General features: G+C 59.7%; 17 protein-coding genes and 1 riboswitch. Of the genes, 8 read left to right on the forward strand and 9 right to left on the reverse strand.

Going from position 1 to position 18,740, the window contains the following annotated elements; genetic code table 11:
• Positions 1 to 9: 9 nt before the first annotated feature.
• Positions 10 to 912 (forward strand): transporter substrate-binding domain-containing protein, encoded by a 903-nt coding sequence (locus AACY30_RS10890; protein ID WP_339540284.1) that lies wholly within the window; start codon positions 10 to 12, stop codon positions 910 to 912.
• 75 nt (positions 913 to 987) lie between these two features.
• On the opposite strand, the gene AACY30_RS10895 is transcribed toward AACY30_RS10890, so the two are convergent.
• Both AACY30_RS10895 and AACY30_RS10900 read right to left on the reverse strand, forming a co-directional pair.
• Positions 988 to 1,707: a 16S rRNA (uracil(1498)-N(3))-methyltransferase gene (locus AACY30_RS10895; RefSeq protein ID WP_339540285.1), complete on the reverse strand. Its 720-nt coding sequence runs from the start codon at positions 1,705 to 1,707 to the stop codon at positions 988 to 990.
• A gap of 30 nt (positions 1,708 to 1,737) precedes the next feature.
• Positions 1,738 to 3,144: an adenosylmethionine--8-amino-7-oxononanoate transaminase gene (locus tag AACY30_RS10900; RefSeq protein ID WP_339540286.1), complete on the reverse strand. Its 1,407-nt coding sequence runs from the start codon at positions 3,142 to 3,144 to the stop codon at positions 1,738 to 1,740.
• 272 nt (positions 3,145 to 3,416) lie between these two features.
• Between AACY30_RS10900 and AACY30_RS10905 the strand changes: the two genes are divergently transcribed.
• Positions 3,417 to 3,968 carry a cytochrome b gene (locus tag AACY30_RS10905; protein WP_339540287.1) on the forward strand — a complete coding sequence of 184 codons (552 nt, stop codon included), beginning with the start codon at positions 3,417 to 3,419 and terminating at the stop codon, positions 3,966 to 3,968.
• Positions 3,969 to 4,000: 32 nt separating this feature from the next.
• Positions 4,001 to 4,579, forward strand: coding sequence for a YceI family protein (locus AACY30_RS10910; RefSeq protein ID WP_049711142.1), 579 nt, complete (start codon positions 4,001 to 4,003; stop codon positions 4,577 to 4,579).
• A 212-nt stretch (positions 4,580 to 4,791) separates the two neighbouring features.
• Here the strand turns inward: AACY30_RS10910 and AACY30_RS10915 are convergent, their stop codons facing one another.
• The 5 genes from AACY30_RS10915 to ahcY all read right to left on the reverse strand — a co-directional run bounded on the left by AACY30_RS10915 (position 4,792) and on the right by ahcY (position 11,356).
• Positions 4,792 to 6,690: a DEAD/DEAH box helicase gene (locus tag AACY30_RS10915; protein WP_339540288.1), complete on the reverse strand. Its 1,899-nt coding sequence runs from the start codon at positions 6,688 to 6,690 to the stop codon at positions 4,792 to 4,794.
• 221 nt (positions 6,691 to 6,911) lie between these two features.
• A complete protein-coding gene (locus AACY30_RS10920; RefSeq protein WP_339427659.1) occupies positions 6,912 to 7,703 on the reverse strand; it encodes a substrate-binding periplasmic protein in 792 nt (263 codons plus the stop codon).
• 63 nt (positions 7,704 to 7,766) lie between these two features.
• The gene (locus AACY30_RS10925) at positions 7,767 to 8,849 is read right to left on the reverse strand and encodes a hypothetical protein (RefSeq protein WP_339540289.1); all 1,083 of its coding nucleotides are present in this window, start codon (positions 8,847 to 8,849) and stop codon (positions 7,767 to 7,769) included.
• An 82-nt stretch (positions 8,850 to 8,931) separates the two neighbouring features.
• Positions 8,932 to 9,777, reverse strand: coding sequence for a methylenetetrahydrofolate reductase [NAD(P)H] (gene metF / locus AACY30_RS10930; protein WP_339540290.1), 846 nt, complete (start codon positions 9,775 to 9,777; stop codon positions 8,932 to 8,934).
• Between the two features lie 169 nt (positions 9,778 to 9,946).
• Positions 9,947 to 11,356 carry an adenosylhomocysteinase gene (gene ahcY / locus AACY30_RS10935; RefSeq protein ID WP_339469707.1) on the reverse strand — a complete coding sequence of 470 codons (1,410 nt, stop codon included), beginning with the start codon at positions 11,354 to 11,356 and terminating at the stop codon, positions 9,947 to 9,949.
• A gap of 21 nt (positions 11,357 to 11,377) precedes the next feature.
• Positions 11,378 to 11,484, reverse strand: a riboswitch (S-adenosyl-L-homocysteine riboswitch).
• Positions 11,485 to 11,689: 205 nt separating this feature from the next.
• Between ahcY and AACY30_RS10940 the strand changes: the two genes are divergently transcribed.
• The 3 genes from AACY30_RS10940 to AACY30_RS10950 all read left to right on the forward strand — a co-directional run bounded on the left by AACY30_RS10940 (position 11,690) and on the right by AACY30_RS10950 (position 15,084).
• Positions 11,690 to 12,094 (forward strand): acyl-CoA thioesterase, encoded by a 405-nt coding sequence (locus AACY30_RS10940; protein WP_339469708.1) that lies wholly within the window; start codon positions 11,690 to 11,692, stop codon positions 12,092 to 12,094.
• Between the two features lie 99 nt (positions 12,095 to 12,193).
• The gene (locus AACY30_RS10945; protein WP_339540291.1) at positions 12,194 to 14,125 is read left to right on the forward strand and encodes a patatin-like phospholipase family protein; all 1,932 of its coding nucleotides are present in this window, start codon (positions 12,194 to 12,196) and stop codon (positions 14,123 to 14,125) included.
• A 71-nt stretch (positions 14,126 to 14,196) separates the two neighbouring features.
• Positions 14,197 to 15,084, forward strand: coding sequence for a formate/nitrite transporter family protein (locus tag AACY30_RS10950; RefSeq protein ID WP_339469710.1), 888 nt, complete (start codon positions 14,197 to 14,199; stop codon positions 15,082 to 15,084).
• Here the strand turns inward: AACY30_RS10950 and AACY30_RS10955 are convergent.
• Positions 15,078 to 16,337, reverse strand: a complete 1,260-nt coding sequence (locus tag AACY30_RS10955; protein ID WP_339469711.1) for a cation:proton antiporter — start codon at positions 16,335 to 16,337, stop codon at positions 15,078 to 15,080. The two genes, AACY30_RS10950 and AACY30_RS10955, sit on opposite strands and share 7 nt — an antisense overlap.
• A 192-nt stretch (positions 16,338 to 16,529) precedes the next feature.
• Between AACY30_RS10955 and AACY30_RS10960 the strand changes: the two genes are divergently transcribed.
• Complete coding sequence (locus tag AACY30_RS10960) at positions 16,530 to 16,916, forward strand: MAPEG family protein (protein WP_339469712.1); 387 nt, start codon at positions 16,530 to 16,532, stop codon at positions 16,914 to 16,916.
• A 60-nt stretch (positions 16,917 to 16,976) separates the two neighbouring features.
• Here AACY30_RS10960 and mltA read toward each other — a convergent pair whose 3' ends face one another.
• The gene (mltA, locus tag AACY30_RS10965; protein ID WP_339469713.1) at positions 16,977 to 18,161 is read right to left on the reverse strand and encodes a murein transglycosylase A; all 1,185 of its coding nucleotides are present in this window, start codon (positions 18,159 to 18,161) and stop codon (positions 16,977 to 16,979) included.
• Between the two features lie 129 nt (positions 18,162 to 18,290).
• Between mltA and AACY30_RS10970 the strand changes: the two genes are divergently transcribed.
• Positions 18,291 to 18,740, forward strand: a complete 450-nt coding sequence (locus AACY30_RS10970; protein WP_028618262.1) for a c-type cytochrome — start codon at positions 18,291 to 18,293, stop codon at positions 18,738 to 18,740.

Below are 18,740 nucleotides of genomic sequence, written 5' to 3' on the forward strand. Positions count from 1 at the left end.
AGAATAACAATGACAAAAATCCTGTTGACCGGCTGCACCCTGGCGCTTTTGCTGGGCGCACACGCCCATGCGAACCAAGCGCCGTTGGACGGCACGCTGGGCAAGATTGCTAACGCCAAGTCCATCACGTTGGGCTATCGCGATGCGTCGGTGCCGTTTTCCTACGTCGGGGATAACAGTGGCAAGCCCATGGGCTATTCGGTAGAGCTGGCAAACAAGATCGTCGAGCGCATTCAGCAGAAAACCGGAGTGGCGAAGCTTAATGTGAAGTACAACCTGGTGACTTCGCAGACCCGTATCCCGCTGGTGCAGAATGGCACAGTCGACCTGGAGTGCGGTTCTACCGGGGTGACGGCCGAACGTCAGAAGCAGGTGGCGTTTTCCTACGGGTTTATCTACGTGAAGGGGCAATTGCTGACGGCCAAGGACAGTGGCATCCAAGGCTTTGCTGATCTTGCGGGCAAGAACGTGGTGACCACCGCGGGTACCACCAACGAGCGTTTCCTCAAAAGCTACAACGCCGACCACAAGGCCAATATGTTCGTGATCAGTGCCAAGGACCATGGCGAAGCCTTCAAGATGCTCGAGACCGGCCGTGCAGCGGCGTTCTATATGGATGACGCGTTGCTTTACGGCGAGCGCGCCAAGGCAAAGGACCCGCATAACTGGGTGGTGGTGGGGAAGGAGCAGTCGCGGGAAATCTACAGCTGCATGGTGCGCAAGGACGACCCGCAGTTTCTTGCGGTGGTTAACGAGACACTGGCTGATCTGTACCGCAGCGCAGAGATCAACGGGATTTACCAGCGCTGGTTTGAATCACCGATTCCGCCCAAGGGCTTGAACCTGGAATTCCCGATGACCAGTGAATTAAGGGCGATTATTGCCAAGCCGGTGAGTGACCCTGTGGAGTAAGGGGTAACCCGATCCAACGGTGGGCGCTGGTAAGCCAGCTCCCACCGTTTTGATTGGGTTTGCAACGGAAGAGGGTTAAAAGTCGCCCCACAGTTGTTGGGCGACGGCCAGAGCCACTACCGGCGCCGTTTCGGTGCGTAGCACCCGCGGGCCGAGGCGGGCGGCGTGGTAACCGGCGGCTTGCGCGGTTTCGACTTCCTGGTCGGTCAGCCCACCCTCAGGCCCGATCAAAAACGCCAGGCTTGATGGTTTGGCATGGCTGATCATCGGTTCAGCCACGGGGTGCAGCACCAGCTTCAAATCCGCCTCGGTCTGCTTCAACCAGTCCGCCAGCAACAGTGGCGGGAGAATCACCGGTACCGTCGAGCGCCCACATTGCTCGCAGGCGCTGATGGCCACCTGGCGCCAGTGCAGCAGGCGTTTGTCGGCGCGTTCATCCTTGAGGCGTACTTCGCAGCGGTCGCTGAAAATCGGCGTGATCGCGTTGACCCCCAGTTCGGTGGCTTTCTGAATCGCCCAATCCATGCGTTCGCCCCGGGACAGGCCCTGGCCCAGGTGGATATGCAGCGGTGATTCGGTCTGGCCAGCAAAGCGCTCCGTGAGTTGCACGGTGACACGTTTCTTACCGACTTCCAGCAAGCTGCCGAGGAACTCCTGGCCGGAGCCGTCGAACAGTTGCACAGCATCGCCTTCGCCCATGCGCAGCACGCGGCTGATGTAATGCGCCTGGGCTTCGGGTAATTCGTGGTCGCCGAGGCTCAGCGGGGTGTCGGTGAAAAAGCGGGACAGTCTCATTTCTGTTCTCTGGAAAAGTTGGTTAGGCAATCAACCTGGATCGCGGAAGCCCGGGTGGAAGTCTTTTGGCACAGCGACACTGACGTTGCTATTGGTGGCGATGTCGATCCCTTCACTGGCGACTTCAGCCAGGAAGTCGATCTGCTCCGGCGTAATCACATACGGCGGCAGGAAATACACCACGCTGCCTAATGGTCGCAACAGCGCGCCACGTTCCAGGGCGTGCTGGAACACCTTCAAGCCACGGCGCTCCTGCCACGGGTAGGCGGTCTTGGTGGCTTTGTCCTGGACCATCTCGATGGCCAGCACCATGCCGGTCTGACGCACTTCCGAAACGTGAGGGTGGTCCACCAGGTGCGCGGTGGCGGTCGCCATGCGCTGGGCCAGGACCTTGTTGTTTTCGATGACGTTGTCTTCTTCGAAAATATCCAACGTCGCCAGCGCCGCCGCGCACGCTAGCGGATTGCCGGTGTAGCTGTGGGAGTGCAGGAACGCGCGCAATGTCGGGTAGTCGTCGTAGAAGGCGTCGTACACGTCATCGGTGGTGACCACGGCGGCCAACGGCAGGTAACCACCCGTGAGCGCTTTGGACAAACACAGGAAGTCCGGGCGGATACCGGCCTGCTCACAGGCGAACATCGTTCCGGTGCGGCCGAAGCCCACGGCGATTTCATCGTGGATCAGGTGCACGCCGTAGCGGTCGCAGGCTTCGCGCAGCAGCTTGAGGTACACCGGGTGGTACATGCGCATTCCGCCGGCGCCCTGGATCAGCGGTTCTACGATGACGGCGGCGACGGTGTCGTGGTTGTCCGCCAGGGTCTGTTCCATGGCCAGGAACATGTTGCGCGAGTGTTCTTCCCAGCTCATGCCCTCGGGGCGCAGGTAGCAATCCGGGCTGGGCACCTTGATGGTGTCGAGCAGGAGCGCCTTGTAGGTCTCAGTAAACAGCGGCACGTCGCCCACCGACATCGCGGCGATGGTTTCGCCGTGGTAGCTGTTGGTCAGGGTGACGAAACGCTTTTTGTCAGGCAGGCCGCGGTTGAGCCAATAGTGGAAGCTCATTTTCAGCGCGACTTCGATACACGACGAACCATTGTCGGCGTAGAAGCAGCGTGTCAGGCCTTCAGGCGTCATCTGCACCAGGCGTTCGGACAACTCGATCACCGGCTGGTGGCTGAAACCGGCGAGGATCACGTGCTCCAACTGATCGACCTGGTCCTTGATGCGCTGGTTGATGCGCGGGTTGGCGTGGCCGAACACATTGACCCACCAGGAACTGACGGCATCCAGGTAGCGCTTGCCTTCGAAGTCTTCCAGCCACACCCCTTCACCGCGCTTGATCGGGATCAGCGGCAATTGCTGGTGGTCTTTCATCTGGGTGCAGGGATGCCACAGCACCGCAAGGTCGCGTTGCATCCACTGGTTGTTCAAGCCCATCGTTATCTCCTCGAAGCGGTCCTGCGGCGTGCGCAGGTAAAACAATCGCGCAAGCCTATGCAATGGGCGGCTGTGTCACAAGACATTACCTGTGAATGGGGTGTAAACGCAGGACGGTCTGTCACGTTTCTTCTGGATAGTCCTTAATCCATTGTTAATTTACTCTTCATACCCTCAAGATCGTATTTCTCGATATTTCAAAGCAGAATTTTCCGCTTTAATTCGATAGGTAAATCGCTAGTCTTGGGCGCAGCTACTACGGGATTAAGTACATGCAGTTACGCAATTCACCGGCCCGCTATGGCTGGGTCAGCATGGTTCTGCACTGGGGCGTGGCCTTGGTGGTATTCGGCCTGTTCGCTCTAGGCTTATGGATGGTCGGCCTCGACTACTACAGCGCCTGGCGCAAAGAGGCACCGGACCTGCACAAGAGCATTGGCATCACGCTGTTCGCCATCATGCTGGTGCGTATCGTCTGGCGCTTGGTCAGCCCGCCACCACCGCCCTTGACCAGTTACAGTCGCATGACCCGCATGGGGGCCTCGTTTGGCCACGCATTCCTGTATCTCGGGTTGTTTGCCGTGATGATCGCTGGTTACCTGATTTCCACCGCAGACGGTGTCGGTATCCCGGTGTTTGGCCTGTTTGAGATTCCTGCCGTGGTTTCCGGACTACCGGACCAGGCAGATAACGCAGGCTTGGTGCATCTGTACCTCGCTTGGGTGTTGGTGGTCTTCGCCGGTTTGCATGGCGTGGCTGCGTTGAAACACCACTTTATCGATCGTGATGTGACCCTCACGCGAATGCTGGGGCGCAAAGCCTGATGTTCAACCTCGACTCACAAGGAATAGAAAGCATGTTGAAAAAGACCCTCGCCGCTCTGGCAATCGGTACTGCCCTGCTGTCCGCAGGTCAGGTGATGGCTGCTGACTACAAGATCGACAAGGAAGGCCAGCACGCCTTCATCGACTGGAAAATCAGCCACCTGGGCTACAGCTACATTCACGGCACCTTCAAGGATTGGGACGGTACGTTCAGCTGGGATGCGGCTAAGCCAGAAGCCAGCAAAATCGCGGTCGACGTGAAAACCGCCAGCCTGTGGTCGAACCACGCAGAGCGTGACAAGCACATCGCCAGCAAAGACTTCCTGGACGTTGCCAAGTTCGCCGACGCCAAGTTCGTCTCCACCGCTGTTAAGTCCACCGGCGCGAAAACCGCTGACGTGACTGGCGACCTGACTTTCCACGGCGTGACCAAACCTGTGACCTTCAAGGCCACGTTCAACGGCGAAGGCAAGGACCCGTGGGGCGGCGAACGTGCTGGCTTCAACGCCACCACCACGCTGAACCTGAACGACTTCGGCATCAAAGGCCCAGGCCCGACTTCCCAGACGGCAGACCTGGAAATTTCGCTGGAAGGTGTTAAGCAAAAGTAATTTCTGCCCGTGCACAAAAAAACCGGATCTCAGGATCCGGTTTTTTTATGCCTGGAATGTCGTCAATAGCGGCAGATCAGTCACTTTAATGTTGGCTGGGATATCGCTATCGCAGGCAAGCCAGCTCCCACAGAAAAGCTCATTGAATGTTGCGAAGTCAAAAAAATGCCCCACATCAAGCGATGCGGGGCATTTTTATGAGGCGTCTAAAATCAGCGGTTGCGAGTCAGCAACGCTGGTTTTTCACCACGAGGGCGGCCTGGCAGTTGATCCAACTGCTCAGGTGTCGGGAAGCGATCCACTTTCGACTCCTTGTGGATGATCTTCGGCGCCGGGCCACCACGCGGGTTCTGCACGGCCGGTTCGGACGAGCGAGGCTGGTCGTCACGGGCTGGGCGGCGGTTGTTGCTACGCGAGTCTTCGCGACGGGCTTGACCGTCACGCGGTGCGCCATTTCGCGGGCCGCTGCGCTTGGCAGGTGGCGTGCCGGTGGTACCGCCGCTGCTGTTACGCGGGCCGTTCTGACGACCGCCCTGAGGCTGGCCGCCACGTGGCGCGCCCGAACCGGTGCCTGCACCTGCACCCAGAGCTTGCCCACCTGGGCGACGGCCACGACCTTGGGCGGGTTTTGCCTGAGGTACGTAGTCAGCGCGGTTACCGAAGTTATCGATATCGTCGTCAAGGAACTCGTCCGGGGCGCGATCAGCAGCGGCGCGTGGCGGCTGGCTCGGCTGGCGCTGTTCGCGGGCCGGGGTACCTTCACGGGGCTTTTGCTCGCGGGCTGGGCGCTCGCCACGGCCGTTGGTTGGCGCTTTTTCCTTGCCGCCTTTGTCTTTGCCCTTGTCGCGACGACCACCGCCACCGCCGCCGCCGTTCGGGCCATCGCCCTTCGGACCGCGTGGGTTGCGTGGGTTACGCACGTCTGGGCGCTCGCGCGCTTCAGGCTTCTCAGCTTCCACGGCGCTGGAATCGAAGCCCATCAGGTCGCCGTCGGCGATTTTCTGCTTGGTCATGCGTTCGATGCTTTTCAGCAGCTTTTCTTCGTCCGGTGCAACCAGGGAAATGGCTTCACCCGAACGACCGGCGCGGCCGGTACGGCCGATACGGTGCACGTAGTCTTCGTCGACGTTTGGCAGTTCGAAGTTGACCACGTGTGGCAACTGGTCGATATCCAGGCCGCGAGCGGCGATATCGGTGGCAACCAGGATGCGTACGCTACCGGCCTTGAAGTCGGCCAGGGCTTTGGTGCGCGCGTTCTGGCTCTTGTTGCCGTGGATGGCGACGGCGGTTAGGCCGTGCTTGTCCAGGTACTCGGCCAGACGGTTAGCGCCGTGCTTGGTGCGGGTGAACACCAGCACCTGTTCCCACGCGCCGGCGGTGATCAGGTGGGCGAGCAGCGAACGCTTGTGGCTGGCGGCCAGGCGGAATACGCGTTGCTCGATACGCTCGACCGTGGTGTTCGGCGGCGTGACTTCGATGCGCTCCGGGTTGTGCAGCAACTTGCCGGCCAGGGCGGTGATGTCCTGGGAGAACGTTGCCGAGAACAGCAGGTTCTGACGTTTGGCCGGCAGGCGGGCAAGGACCTTTTTCACGTCATGGACAAAGCCCATGTCGAGCATGCGGTCGGCTTCGTCCAGCACGAGGATTTCCACGTGGGACAAATCGACGCTGCCTTGGCCGCACAGGTCGAGCAAACGACCCGGGCACGCCACCAGCACGTCTACACCACGGGACATGGCCTGAACCTGTGGGTTCATGCCAACGCCGCCGAAGATGCAGGCACTGACGAACTTCAAGTCGCGGGCATACAGCTTGAAGCTGTCGTGCACTTGGGCGGCGAGTTCGCGGGTTGGGGTCAGGACCAGTACGCGCGGTTGGCGCGGGCCGTGACGCTGGGATTTGTCCGGGTGACCGTTGGGGAACAACCGCTCCAGAATCGGGAGGGCGAAACCGCCGGTTTTACCAGTACCTGTCTGAGCCGCAACCATCAGGTCGCGACCTTGCAACACGGCGGGAATGGCCCGCTGTTGCACCGGAGTAGGCTCGGTATAGCCCGCTGCCTCGATGGCGCGGACTAAAGCCTCGGAGAGACCGAGGGAAGCAAAGGACATGAGTAATCCTGTTTTAGTTAGGGCTTGGCCCAAAGGGATAATCTTGCCGGGCGTGAATGGCGCTTAGGGGAGCGCAATCCCGTCCGGTCCTGCTGCGTCTGGCGGGCACTCCATCGGCTCGCGCGGGCTGAAAGCTGCGCAGTAGCGGGGTTGGGTGCCTTTTTCAAGACCTCAGCGGCCGGGCGTAAGCCTGGCGGAAAGGCCGGAGTATAACAGAGCAATCACCGCGCGCTGCTTTCCTGCTGCTCAACGGTGCGTCCAGCCCCCGTAATCGCTTGGATTCCACCATATTTTGCGCTCAAGGCGGTGTAGGCTGGCTCTTGTTTGAAACGTTTAAGTTCTGCGGCGAAGCGTTGCACCAGCAGGTCCATGCCCGCGCCACGGCGCACGGCGAGGTACTGCTGCTGGCGGCTGACCACTGCTGGCGCCTGGCTGACCTTGCCCTCCAGGTCCAGTGCCTTGATCACATGCTGACCCACCCGGCGATCGGTGATCAGCAGATCGATGCGCCCGAGCATCAATTTGCCGAAGTTGGCCTCATGACTGGGGGCAGCTTCGCGGTTGAACAGGGTCGAATCGCTGAATTCTGCGCCGTACAGGTAGCCCGGTGACGTGCCGACGGTAAGGCCGCGAAGCGCTTCGAGGCTTTGGGCGGGATGAGGGCGCTCATTGGCGTAGAACAGCACGAACTCCACCTCCGACAGCGGTTCGCTGGGGTAGAGCAGCAAGGCATCGCGCTCATGGCTGTGGAAAATGTCCAATGCGCCATCGGCCTGTCCCTGGTCGAGCATCGCCAGGCAGCGCTTCCAGGGCAGGAATTGCCATTGCACCTCGACCCCCAGGCGCTGGAACACGATGACTGTGGTTTCGTAGTCCAGCCCCTGCATGCTGCCGTGTTCCTCATACACGTAGGGTGCCCAGGGCTCGGTCACAATGCGCAATTTCTCGCCATAAGCGGCCAGGCTCAGGCAAGTAAAAAGGGCAGCGGTCGCAAGCTTCAAAATGATGCGCATGCCCTGAGATTACGACGCTCCTGCATTAAAGAGAAGCTCTGGCGCACGCATCTGCTAACGATGCTATTTGGCCTCTGAGGTCATCAGGTGTTCGTAGATGGCTGCGCGCCGCTCGCCAAGTATCAGGCGCACCAGGGGGTTGGCGAACCAGTGCTCCAGTTGGTGCGCGTCGACCGGGCATTTCTGGCGTTCTTCCTGATTCTGCCGGGCCTTGTCCCACCAAACCTTGCCACATGCCTGGTCGAATTCGTTTTCGTGCTCGTAGCAGCCGTAGAGAATCTCGCGGATAAATTGCTGCTTGCGCTTGGGCAGGGCCAGGGTGATCAGCTTGTACACCATGCGCTGCAGGCGCGGCGGGCGTGGCAGGTGGGCGGATACCTTGCGGGTATCGGCCAGTGCCACGGCGCTGGTGGGGGCGGCGGCGTGCTTGGCGACCCACGCCAGGACCTTGGCGCGGAACAGCTGTTTGCGGCTCCAGTAGTGGTGGATCAGGTCCGGGCACTGGCGTACGTTGACCTTGCGGTAGGCGGCAACCGACAGGCAGAACTCTTCCAGAGTGTAGGCTCCGTGGGCCATTGGGAACAGTTCGTCCATCAGCTCAATGGAATGATCCAGCAACGGCGCGTCTTGCCGGGTCAGGCCCATGACGCCGGAGTTGAGCAGCCACATATCGTCGTCAGCCACGCCTTTGTCGGCCAGGTAGTTGGCCAGGGCCTTGTACAGCACGCTTTCGCGGTTATCGCCGTACTTGGCCTGGAAGGCATTGCACAACAAGGTGCCGGGGGCGACGCGTTCGAACAGTGCCATGGGCGAGTCGTGGAAAAACGTGTCGGTGTCGATCAACAGCGCCTGTTCCGCCGTTTCCAGCACGTGGCGCAGCAGCACGTGCTTGGTTCGAAAATGGTAGCCGTGGGGCTCGCTCCACTGTTTGCGCGTGGCTTCGTCCAGTGCGTGGACCTGCACCGGCAAACCCACGTAGGGCGCCGGGTTGTCGCTGAACACCTGGATGTCCAGCGGCATGTCCTGGGCACCGCCCAAATGTGACAGCGCGCTGGCGATGCTGAATACGGCTTCCTGATGGTAGGTCTCGGCGCCGAATACCAGGTAAACCAACTGCGGGCGAGGTGTCGGGGACGCTGTATTCATTTACTGCGGGCTTCCATTCCAAGGATTTTTGAACAAAAAAGGCCCCCGTATGAACGAGGGCCTGGATGCTACTCAAACGACCTCAGCGCGGCAGCTTGAGGTTGTTCCAGATCGCAAGGCTCGGCTCAGCCTGGTTAAGGGTATAGAAGTGCAAGCCTGGCGCGCCACCTTGCAACAACTCTTCACACATATTGGTGATGACCTCTTCGCCGAACGCCTGGATGCTCTTGACGTCGTCGCCATAGGCTTCCAGTTGTTTGCGCACCCAGCGCGGAATCTCGGCACCGCAGGCGTCGGAGAAACGCGCCAGCTTGCTGTAGTTGGTGATCGGCATGATGCCCGGCACGATCGGGATGTTCACACCCATGGCCTGTACCCGCTCGACGAAGTAGAAGTAGCTGTCGGCGTTGAAGAAGTACTGGGTGATTGCGCTATTGGCACCGGCGTTCGCTTTACGGACGAAGTTTTGCAGATCGTCTTCGAAATTGCGTGCCTGCGGGTGCATCTCCGGGTAAGCCGCCACTTCGACATGGAAGTGATCGCCGGTTTCTTCACGAATGAAGCTCACCAGGTCATTGGCGTAGCGCAGCTCACCGCTGGCCATGCCCATGCCGGACGGCAGGTCGCCACGCAGGGCAACGATGCGCTTGATGCCGGCTGCCTTGTATTGAGTCAGCAGGCCGCGCAGGTCGCTCTTGCTGTCGCCCACGCACGACAAGTGCGGCGCGGCGGGAACTTTGACTTGGCTTTCCAGCTGCAACACGGTGTTGATCGTGCGATCACGGGTCGAGCCACCAGCGCCGTAGGTGCAGGAAAAGAAGTCGGGGTTGTAGCGGGCCAACTGCGTAGCAGTCGCCATCAGTTTTTCATGCCCAGCATCGGTCTTGGTCGGGAAGAACTCGAAGCTGTAGCGACGGTCTTGGGACATGGAGGAGATCTCCAGCTGCAAGTTGCAAGCTTCAAGCTGCAAGAGGGCGGCGCGCCTGTTCTTGTAGCATGAAGCTCACAGCCCACAACTGCTTAAAGAGCAAGGAAGTAGCAAGCCTTCACACAAACGCTTTTACTTGCCGCTTGTAGCTGAAAGCTTGCCGCTGCTGTCAGTACCTATAAGCGTGCGGCTTGAACGGACCTTCAACGGTCACGCCGATGTAATCGGCCTGGGTCTTGGTCAGTTGAGTCACTACGCCGCCGAAGCCGCGGACCATTTCCAGGGCCACTTCTTCGTCGAGTTTCTTCGGCAGTACTTCCACGGTCAGGCGCTCGGCTTTCTGGGCTGGCGACAGGTCGGCGTACTTCTGGCCGAACAGGAAGATCTGCGCCAGGACCTGGTTGGCGAACGAGCCGTCCATGATGCGGCTTGGGTGGCCGGTGGCGTTACCCAGGTTAACCAGACGGCCTTCGGCCAGCAGGATCAGGTAGTCATCGTTCTGCGGGTCGAAATCACCAGCGCCTGTACGGTGAACCTTGTGCACCTGCGGCTTCACTTCTTCCCATGCCCAGTTCTTGCGCATGAAAGCAGTGTCGATCTCGTTGTCGAAGTGACCGATGTTGCAGACAACGGCGCGCTTCTTAAGGGCTTTGAGCATGTTTGCGTCGCAAACATTCACGTTGCCGGTGGTGGTCACGATCAGGTCGATCTTGCCCAGCAGGGCGTTGTCGATGCTCGCTTCGGTGCCGTCATTGACGCCATCGATGAACGGCGAAACCACTTCGAAGCCGTCCATGCAGGCTTGCATGGCGCAGATCGGGTCAACTTCGGAGACTTTAACGATCATGCCTTCCTGGCGCAGGGACTGGGACGAGCCCTTGCCCACGTCACCGTAGCCGATCACCAGGGCTTGCTTACCCGACAGCAGGTGGTCAGTGCCGCGCTTGATGGCATCGTTCAGGCTGTGACGGCAGCCGTACTTGTTGTCGTTCTTGCTCTTGGTCACCGAGTCGTTGACGTTGATGGCCGGGATTTTCAGCTCGCCCTTGGCCAGCATGTCCAGCAGACGGTGTACGCCGGTGGTGGTTTCTTCGGTTACGCCGTGGACGCGGTCGAGGATCTGCGGGTACTTCTTGTGCAGCAGCTCGGTCAGGTCGCCGCCGTCGTCGAGGATCATGTTGGCATCCCAAGGCGCGCCATCTTTCAGGATGGTTTGCTCCAGGCACCACTCGTACTCTTCTTCGGTCTCGCCTTTCCAGGCGTAAACCGCGATACCGGCAGCAGCGATAGCGGCAGCGGCCTGGTCCTGAGTCGAGAAAATGTTGCAGGACGACCAACGCACTTCCGCACCCAGGGCAACCAGGGTTTCGATCAGCACGGCAGTCTGAATGGTCATGTGGATGCAGCCGAGGATCTTGGCGCCTTTGAGTGGCTGCTCAGCGGCGTACTTGCGACGCAGGCCCATCAGGGCAGGCATTTCGGATTCGGCGATAAAGGTTTCGCGACGGCCCCAGGCGGCGAGGGACATGTCGGCGACTTTGTAGTCGGTGAAATCTGCAGGCGTGTTGACAGCGCTCATGAAGAGCCTCCATTCGTAGTGTGCGAATGGGCGCCGTTGTGCGTTTAGTATCAGGCCGAATAAACCAGGCCTGACAACGCCCCATCCGAGCCTGACAGGTTGAACCTGCTGCAGCGCCCCTCGGACAGGTGGCGGGAGAACGGTGGTGGCCGCTCGAAATCGGTGACGATTATAGCTTTCTTTGTCTGGTGAGTGGCAAGGGGCAGCGACAAGCGACAAGCTACAAGCGGCAAGTAAAAGCGAATCGGCTTTTAACTTGCAGCTTGCAGCTTAAAACTCGAAGCTGGGGGCCATAACCCAATCGTCCAACCACCTCAACCTCGGAGCCCCCCCATGAACTTTCACACCCGCAAATGGGTAAAACCCGAAGACCTCAACCCCAACGGCACCCTGTTCGGCGGCAGCTTGCTGCGCTGGATCGACGAAGAAGCGGCGATCTACGCCATTGTGCAATTGGGCAATCAGCGCGTTGTGACCAAGTACATCTCCGAAATCAACTTCGTCAGTGCCTCGCGCCAGGGCGACATCATCGAACTGGGCATCACCGCCACCGAGTTCGGTCGCACCTCCATCGCCCTGACCTGTGAAGTGCGCAACAAGATCACCCGCAAAAGCATCCTGACGGTCGAGAAAATGGTCTTCGTCAACCTCGGTGAAGATGGGCAGCCTGCACCTCACGGCCGCACCGAGATCAAGTACGTCAAGGATCAGTTTCAGGACGACAGCCTTCCCGAGTAACCACGCCGCGGTTGGATTTGCTTTACCAAATCATTCCGCATGGATCGTTGCGCGGCGCGCTCATCACTCAGGACCACACCCTGTAGAGAGAGCCCGTGGATGAAAGTGTTTAATTCGATTGCGCAGATTCATCCCTCATTGAGTGAGAAGGGTCATTTCCCGACCCATCAAGCTGAGAAGACGCCCCTGGTGGAGGGGGTTGGCGAGCGCAACCTGACGCTCCTGCGTGATAACCAGGGACGGGTGGAGGTGATTTTATCGGCACCGCCCGTCACGAGCTTGGTGCTCAGCGGTGGTGGGGCCAAGGGCATCGCTTTTTCGGGGGTGGTGCAGGCACTTGAGGGCGCCGGACAGCTGCAAGGTATCCAATCGACCTCCGGCTCATCTGCCGGTGCGATTTCAGCGGCGCTGATTGCCAGCGGAATGGGGGCTGCGGCGTTCGACAGGTTGTCGGACAGCATCAATTTGCCAAGCCTGTTGAACAGCAACGATGCCGTGACGGCCTGGATGCAAGAGGCCAGTACGACACTTGGCAAACTCACTGGCCGCTTGCCCGGCTCCGTCGGCGCGGTTTCTCAGTTGTTGATGACCTTGCTGCCGCGCTTGCAGACTGAAGCCTTGCCCCTGGAAGCATTGATCCGCAACGAGTCGCGCCAGTCGATTCTTGGCCACATCGCGCAAACCCCTCGGGAAACCCGGCCCGCCGAAGTCATCGACATTGCTGACAAGCTGAGTGCCGGTGGCGCTCCCACGTTTGGTGACCTCGAGGTGTTGAGCCGGCATATTCCTGCGATCAAGCAACTCAATATCACGGGCACCGGCATGTTTGGCGGCCGCCCGCAGTTGGTGGTGTTCAATGCCAGTCTGACCCCGCATATGGACATTGCCAGCGCGGCGCATATTTCGGGTGCGCTGCCGGTGGTGTTCAAAAAACCGGCGGAGCAAGGTCATGGTTTTCAGGCGTCTGCTGAAACCACCGCGTTCAAAGACGGCGGCTTGCTGCTCAATACCCCGGCGCCAGGCGTGGTGGGAAGGTTATTTCCTGATAGCCCCTTGAACAAATCTGAATCGTTGATCGTCAAGTTCGAGGCTGGCATCACTGATGCGCCAGTGCGCAGTGGGAGTTTTTTCAGCCGTGGGGCCGACCGCATTACAGGCGTTGCGCATTCGGCCGCTGGCGCCTTTCAAGATAAAAAGCTCGAAGCGTTTGCCGATCAGATTGTGACATTGCCCCTCAAGACCGGAAAAGGTGACTTTCGTGGCCTGCTCACGGGCACGGTCAACTTCACTATGCTGGATGAGCAGAAGCAACACCTGCAGGCAAAGGCGCGTCAAGCGGTGGAGGCACATTTGGAGCGTCGCACCACGGCACTTGAGCATCACGCGTTCCATTCGCTGGATGAGGCAGTGCTGGCCATGGATGATGAAATGCTCGCCAGTGTGCAACCGACGCTGCACAAGGACCCGGCCGCTGCTGATGTCCTCATGTTTCGAAAGAGCGCGCAGCAGGTGTTGAAAACCCTGGATGATGCGATTGCCGAGGCCAATCAGTCACAGGGCGCGTTGGTGTTCACGCCGAAAATATCAACGGCATTGCGTAATCTGAATGCGCTCGCCAAAAGGCCTGAGCAGATCGATTGGTTGGCGCGGCGCCTCAATGTTACAGGCCAGCGCAATTTCCAGCAGTTGCTGCAAGTGGCGGCCAGACAGATCGCAAGCGATGCAGTGCCGATGTCCAACGTCATCGGCGGCGCTGTCGCCGAGATGAAACTGCGTGACATAGCGATGAAGGCTGAGAACTTCACACGGGAAGTCATTTATCCCTCGTTGTTTCGGCTGGGCCAACCCGAGTCCAACGTGGAACTGTTGCACCGCGCAGCTCAAGACCTGGCGTGGGCGAACACGCCCGCCGAGTTCAACCGGGTGCTCGATACCCTCAGTGACAGCTACAAAGCGCGTAACAAACCCTGGGACAAGGCGGCCAGCTCGACCACTGTGGAGAGGGCAAAGGCCTGGCGTGTGCAGGTTTAGTTGCTTGGCCATTGAACAGCCACTGTGGCGGCGTGTCGTAGCTACAAGCACCCCTTGGACTCTGGATAATCATGGCCACTGACGAATCAGGTAAAACCCCTAATCTGTCGCAGGAAGAGCAACAGGACGTCGACAAAAACCAACCGCCCCGTGCGGCGGTGCTGCATGAAATCATCCGCACTCAGGGCGACCAGGAGCTGGAGCGCAATGTGGCTGCGTTGTGGTGGTCGGCGTTGGCTGCTGGCCTGACAATGGGCCTTTCATTGATGGCGATGGGGCTACTCAATTCGCGCCTGCCGGACGGCGAAGGATTCAAGGTTATTGCCAGCTTCGGCTACTGCGCGGGCTTCCTGGCGGTCATTTTGGCGCGCCAGCAACTGTTCACCGAAAACACGCTGACCGCCGTGCTGCCCGTGATGAGCAAGCCCACCCTCGGCAATGCGGGGCGCCTGTTACGGCTATGGACCGTGGTGCTGGTGGGCAACCTGTGTGGCACTTTGCTGGTGGCTTACGTGATGTTGCACCTGCCGATCTTTGACACCAAGACCGACATGGCCTTCCTCGACATTGGGCGCAAGGTCATGGAAAACGATGCCGGCCAGATGTTTGCCAAGGGCATCATCTCCGGCTGGATGATCGCCACCATGGTCTGGATGATCCCCTCCATGGAAAGCGCCAAGATGTTGATCATTATCCTGATCACCTATCTCATGGCGCTGGGGGACTTCACTCACATCGTCGTGGGTTCGGCAGAGGTCTCGTATCTGGTATTTGCAGGCGAGTTGCCGTGGAAGGATTTCTGGTTGGTGTTTGCCGGGCCGACCCTGGCCGGCAACATCATTGGTGGCAGCTTTATCTTTGCGCTGATCAGTCATGCGCAGATTCGCAGCGAAGGCAGCCTGCCGGACAAGAAAGCTGCGGACCCGAGGCATCCGCAGCAGATCAACAAGGATCAGTGAGCGTCAGGCGTAGCCTGGGGCTCGTCCCGGGTTACGCGCTTGACCAGCTTGCCGATGCTCAAACCCTGCAACAGGATTGATGACAGCACCACGATGTAGGTGATGCTCAGCAGGAGGTCGCGCTCCGGGCCCAGCGGCAAGGCCAATGTCAGTGCCACGGAAACTCCGCCGCGCAAACCACCCCAGGTGAGGATGCGGATGGTGCCGCGTGGCACCGTGCGCCAGCGCCGCAGCAACAGGATCGCCGGGGCCACGGTCAACAGGCGTGACAACAGAATTGCCACCGCCAGCAAGCTGGCAGCGAACACGTGCAGCCAGTTGAAGGGCAACAACAGCAGCTCCATGCCGATCAATGCGAAAAGCAGGGCGTTGAGCATGTCATCGAGCAATTCCCAGAAACCGTCGAGGTAGCGACGGGTCATGTCGTTCATCGCCAACTGGCGGCCCAGGTTGCCGATGATCAGGCCAGCTACCACCATCGCAATCGGAGCGGAGACGTGTAGCTCGGTGGCCATCGCCGAGCCGCCGATCACCAGGGCGAGGGTCAGCATTACCTCAATCTGGTGTTGCTCGATGCTCTTGATCATCAGGTACACCAGGTAGCCGATGAGGCCACCGAACATCGCGCCGCCAATGGCTTCATGGGCGAACAGCATGGCGGTGGCGCCCACGGTCGGCGTTTCGCCCAGCTGTGCGATGCCCAATAGCACGGTGAAGACCACCACTGCAGTGCCGTCGTTGAATAATGATTCGCCGACGATGGTGGTTTTCAACGGTTTTGAGGCATTGGCGGTACGCAACACACCAAGCACCGCAATTGGGTCGGTGGGCGAGATCAGCGCGCCGAACAGCAGGCAGTAGAGGAAACTGACGTGCCAGCCGAACAGGGCAAAAATGTAATACGCCAGGCTGCCGATCACCGCGGTGGCGATCAATACGCCAAAGGTCGCCAGCAGGCCGATGGGCCAGCGGTAACTGCGTAGGTCGTTCAGGTTGACGTGCAACGCACCGGCGAACAGCAAGAATGAGAGCATCCAGTTCATCAGCAAATCGCCAAAGTCGATCTGGCCGATCAACTGCTGGATGCGTTCTTCCAGTCCCGGGTAGCCGAGCAGGCTCAAGCCTTGCAAGAACAGTGAAAATATCAGCGCCGTGACCATCACGCCGATGGTGGGCGGCAGGCCGATAAAGCGGAAGTTCACATAGGTGAGCAGGGTGGTGAGGCAAATGAAGGCGGCGACAAGTTCAAGCATCCGGGGTCCTTGGAAGTTGAGGGGAAAACGTGGGTGAGGGGATGGACCGCCGCGACGGCGGGATGTTGCAAGCGGTGGGGTAAAAGGCCGTAGAACCTTTCCAGGCGCTACTGTTCATAGCGGTAGGGTGCGGCCAGATGTTTTTAGTGCTAAAACTCTAATCGCTGTTTAAAACTTAAAAAGGAATGAGTCATGACGGTCGCTTTCTGGTGTGTGTTGATCGCAATTTTTCTGCCTTACCTGTGTACCGGCGTGGCCAAGTTCAGCGGCGGAAAGTTTCGGCCGCGCCACAACCACGACCCGCGTGCATTCCTCGAGACGCTCGAGGGGGTTGCCAAGCGAGCCCACAGTGCACAACTCAACAGCTTTGAAGTCACCCCGGCATTTGCGGCGGCGGTCATTGTCGCGCACCTGGCCGGTACGGCTGAATTGGTGACCATTAACGTGCTGGCCGTGCTGTTTATCACCAGCCGCTTGTTGTACATCATTTGCTACCTGGCGGACTGGGCAATGCTGCGCTCGGTGGTGTGGGCGGTGGGCATGGCGTTGATTGCGAGCTTCTTCTTTGTCTCGATCTAACGTTTGACGCGAATCCTCCTGTGGGAGCGAGCAAATCCGCTCCCACATCTTCAGTGTCTGTCAGCTTCCGACAGGTGCATCCGGCACTTGCGGCAACGCTGCGCCCTTGGGCCACAGCATCCAGATCTGGCCTTGCTGTTTCATATTGCCCGCCAGTTCACCGGCTGCATCGCCGGTGCCCCAGAACAGGTCCGCGCGCACTTCACCGGTGATCGCACCGCCGGTGTCCTGTGCGGCCACGGGTCTCGTGATCGGCGAGCCATCCGGCTTGGTGGTCGATAGCCACAACAGACTGCCCAACGGAATCACCTTGCGATCCACTGCTACGCTGTAGCCAGGGGTCAACGGCACGTTCAAGGAGCCGCGCGGGCCTTCATTGCTATCGGGACGGGCGCTGAAGAACACATAGCTTGGGTTACTCGCCAGCAGTTCCGGAATACGCTGCGGATGCGCCTTGGCCCAGGCGCTGATGGCACCCATGGTCACGTCTTCTTTCTTCAGCTCGCCTTGCTCCACCAGCCAGCGACCGATCGGGCGGTAAGGGTAGCCATTCTGGTCGCCATAACCGACACGAAGTTGGCGTCCGCCCGCCAGTTGAATCCGGCCCGACCCCTGGATCTGCAGGAATTGCAGGTCCATCGGGTCTGTCAGCCAGGCAATCGGTTTGGCGGTTGAACCCTGGCCGTTGATGGCGCTGGCATCGTCATAGGGCTTGAGTACGCGACCTTCCAGACGACCCCGCAGGCGCTTGCCCTTGAGCTCGGGGTAGATGCTTTCCAGGTTGACGATGATCAGGTCGTCCGGCACGCCGTACACAGGCACGTTGGCTTTGGCGGTCTTGGTCAGGCTGCCGGGGTAGACCGGTTCGTAGTAGCCAGTGATCAAACCGTTCGGGGTGTTGTCGGCCGAGCGCAGGCCGAACACATCCAGGCGCTCTTTTAGAAACCCGCGCACTGCCACTGCGTTGCTCGGGACCGTGGCGGCTGCCGCACAGGTCGCGCCCCATACCGGGTCTGCCTTGAGGCGTTGGCAGGCGCTGCGCCAGGATTCAAAACCGGCCAGCAGGTCGCTGTCGGATACTGTCGGCAAGGCTTCCCACGGCGCACTGACATAGGTGGCGACGGCGTGAGGCTTGGAAGTTTCATCCTTGGCTGTTTCTTTGCCCGCGTCGCAGCCGGTCAGCAGCGCGATCATCGGTAGAGCCCACGCCAGGCGGCGGCTCCAGGGTTTCAAGCTGACATTCATACAAACAATTCCTTAAGCGATTGCCCGCGTCGCAGCGCTTTTGGGCAACCCTTATTAATAATAGGGCTATTGGTCTTTGCGGGCGGGGCGAGGATACTGGCCGCCGTCTCCCGCGACCTCGAAGCCACCATGACTTTTAAAAGACTGACCGTTGTACTGCTGGCCTGCCTGACACTGTCCGCCTGTGGCGGCGTTGATCCGAATTCGCCGCTGGGCCAGCGCAAGGCGATCTTCAAGCAGATGCTCAAGACCGGTGAAGACCTGGGCGGCATGTTGCGTGGGCGCATCCCGTTCGACGGCGCTAAGTTTGCCGAAGGTGCGGTCAAGCTGGATGCATTGTCCCATGAGCCGTGGAAGCATTTCCCGAGCGTGCGCGAAGAAGATCACACCAGCGCCAAGGACGATGTCTGGCAGAAACAGGCGCAATTCCAGCAATTGGCCCGCGACCTTGAGGCGGCCACCGGTGAATTGGTGACCGCCAGCCAAGTGCAGCCTTACAAGGCGAGCAACCTGGGGCCTGCTGTGCAAAAAGTTGAAGATGCCTGCAGCGCCTGCCATAAACAGTTCCGGGACCACTGA

It is taken from the genome of Pseudomonas sp. RA_5y_Pfl1_P24 (genome assembly GCF_963970945.1).
Taxonomy (GTDB): domain Bacteria; phylum Pseudomonadota; class Gammaproteobacteria; order Pseudomonadales; family Pseudomonadaceae; genus Aquipseudomonas; species Aquipseudomonas tritici.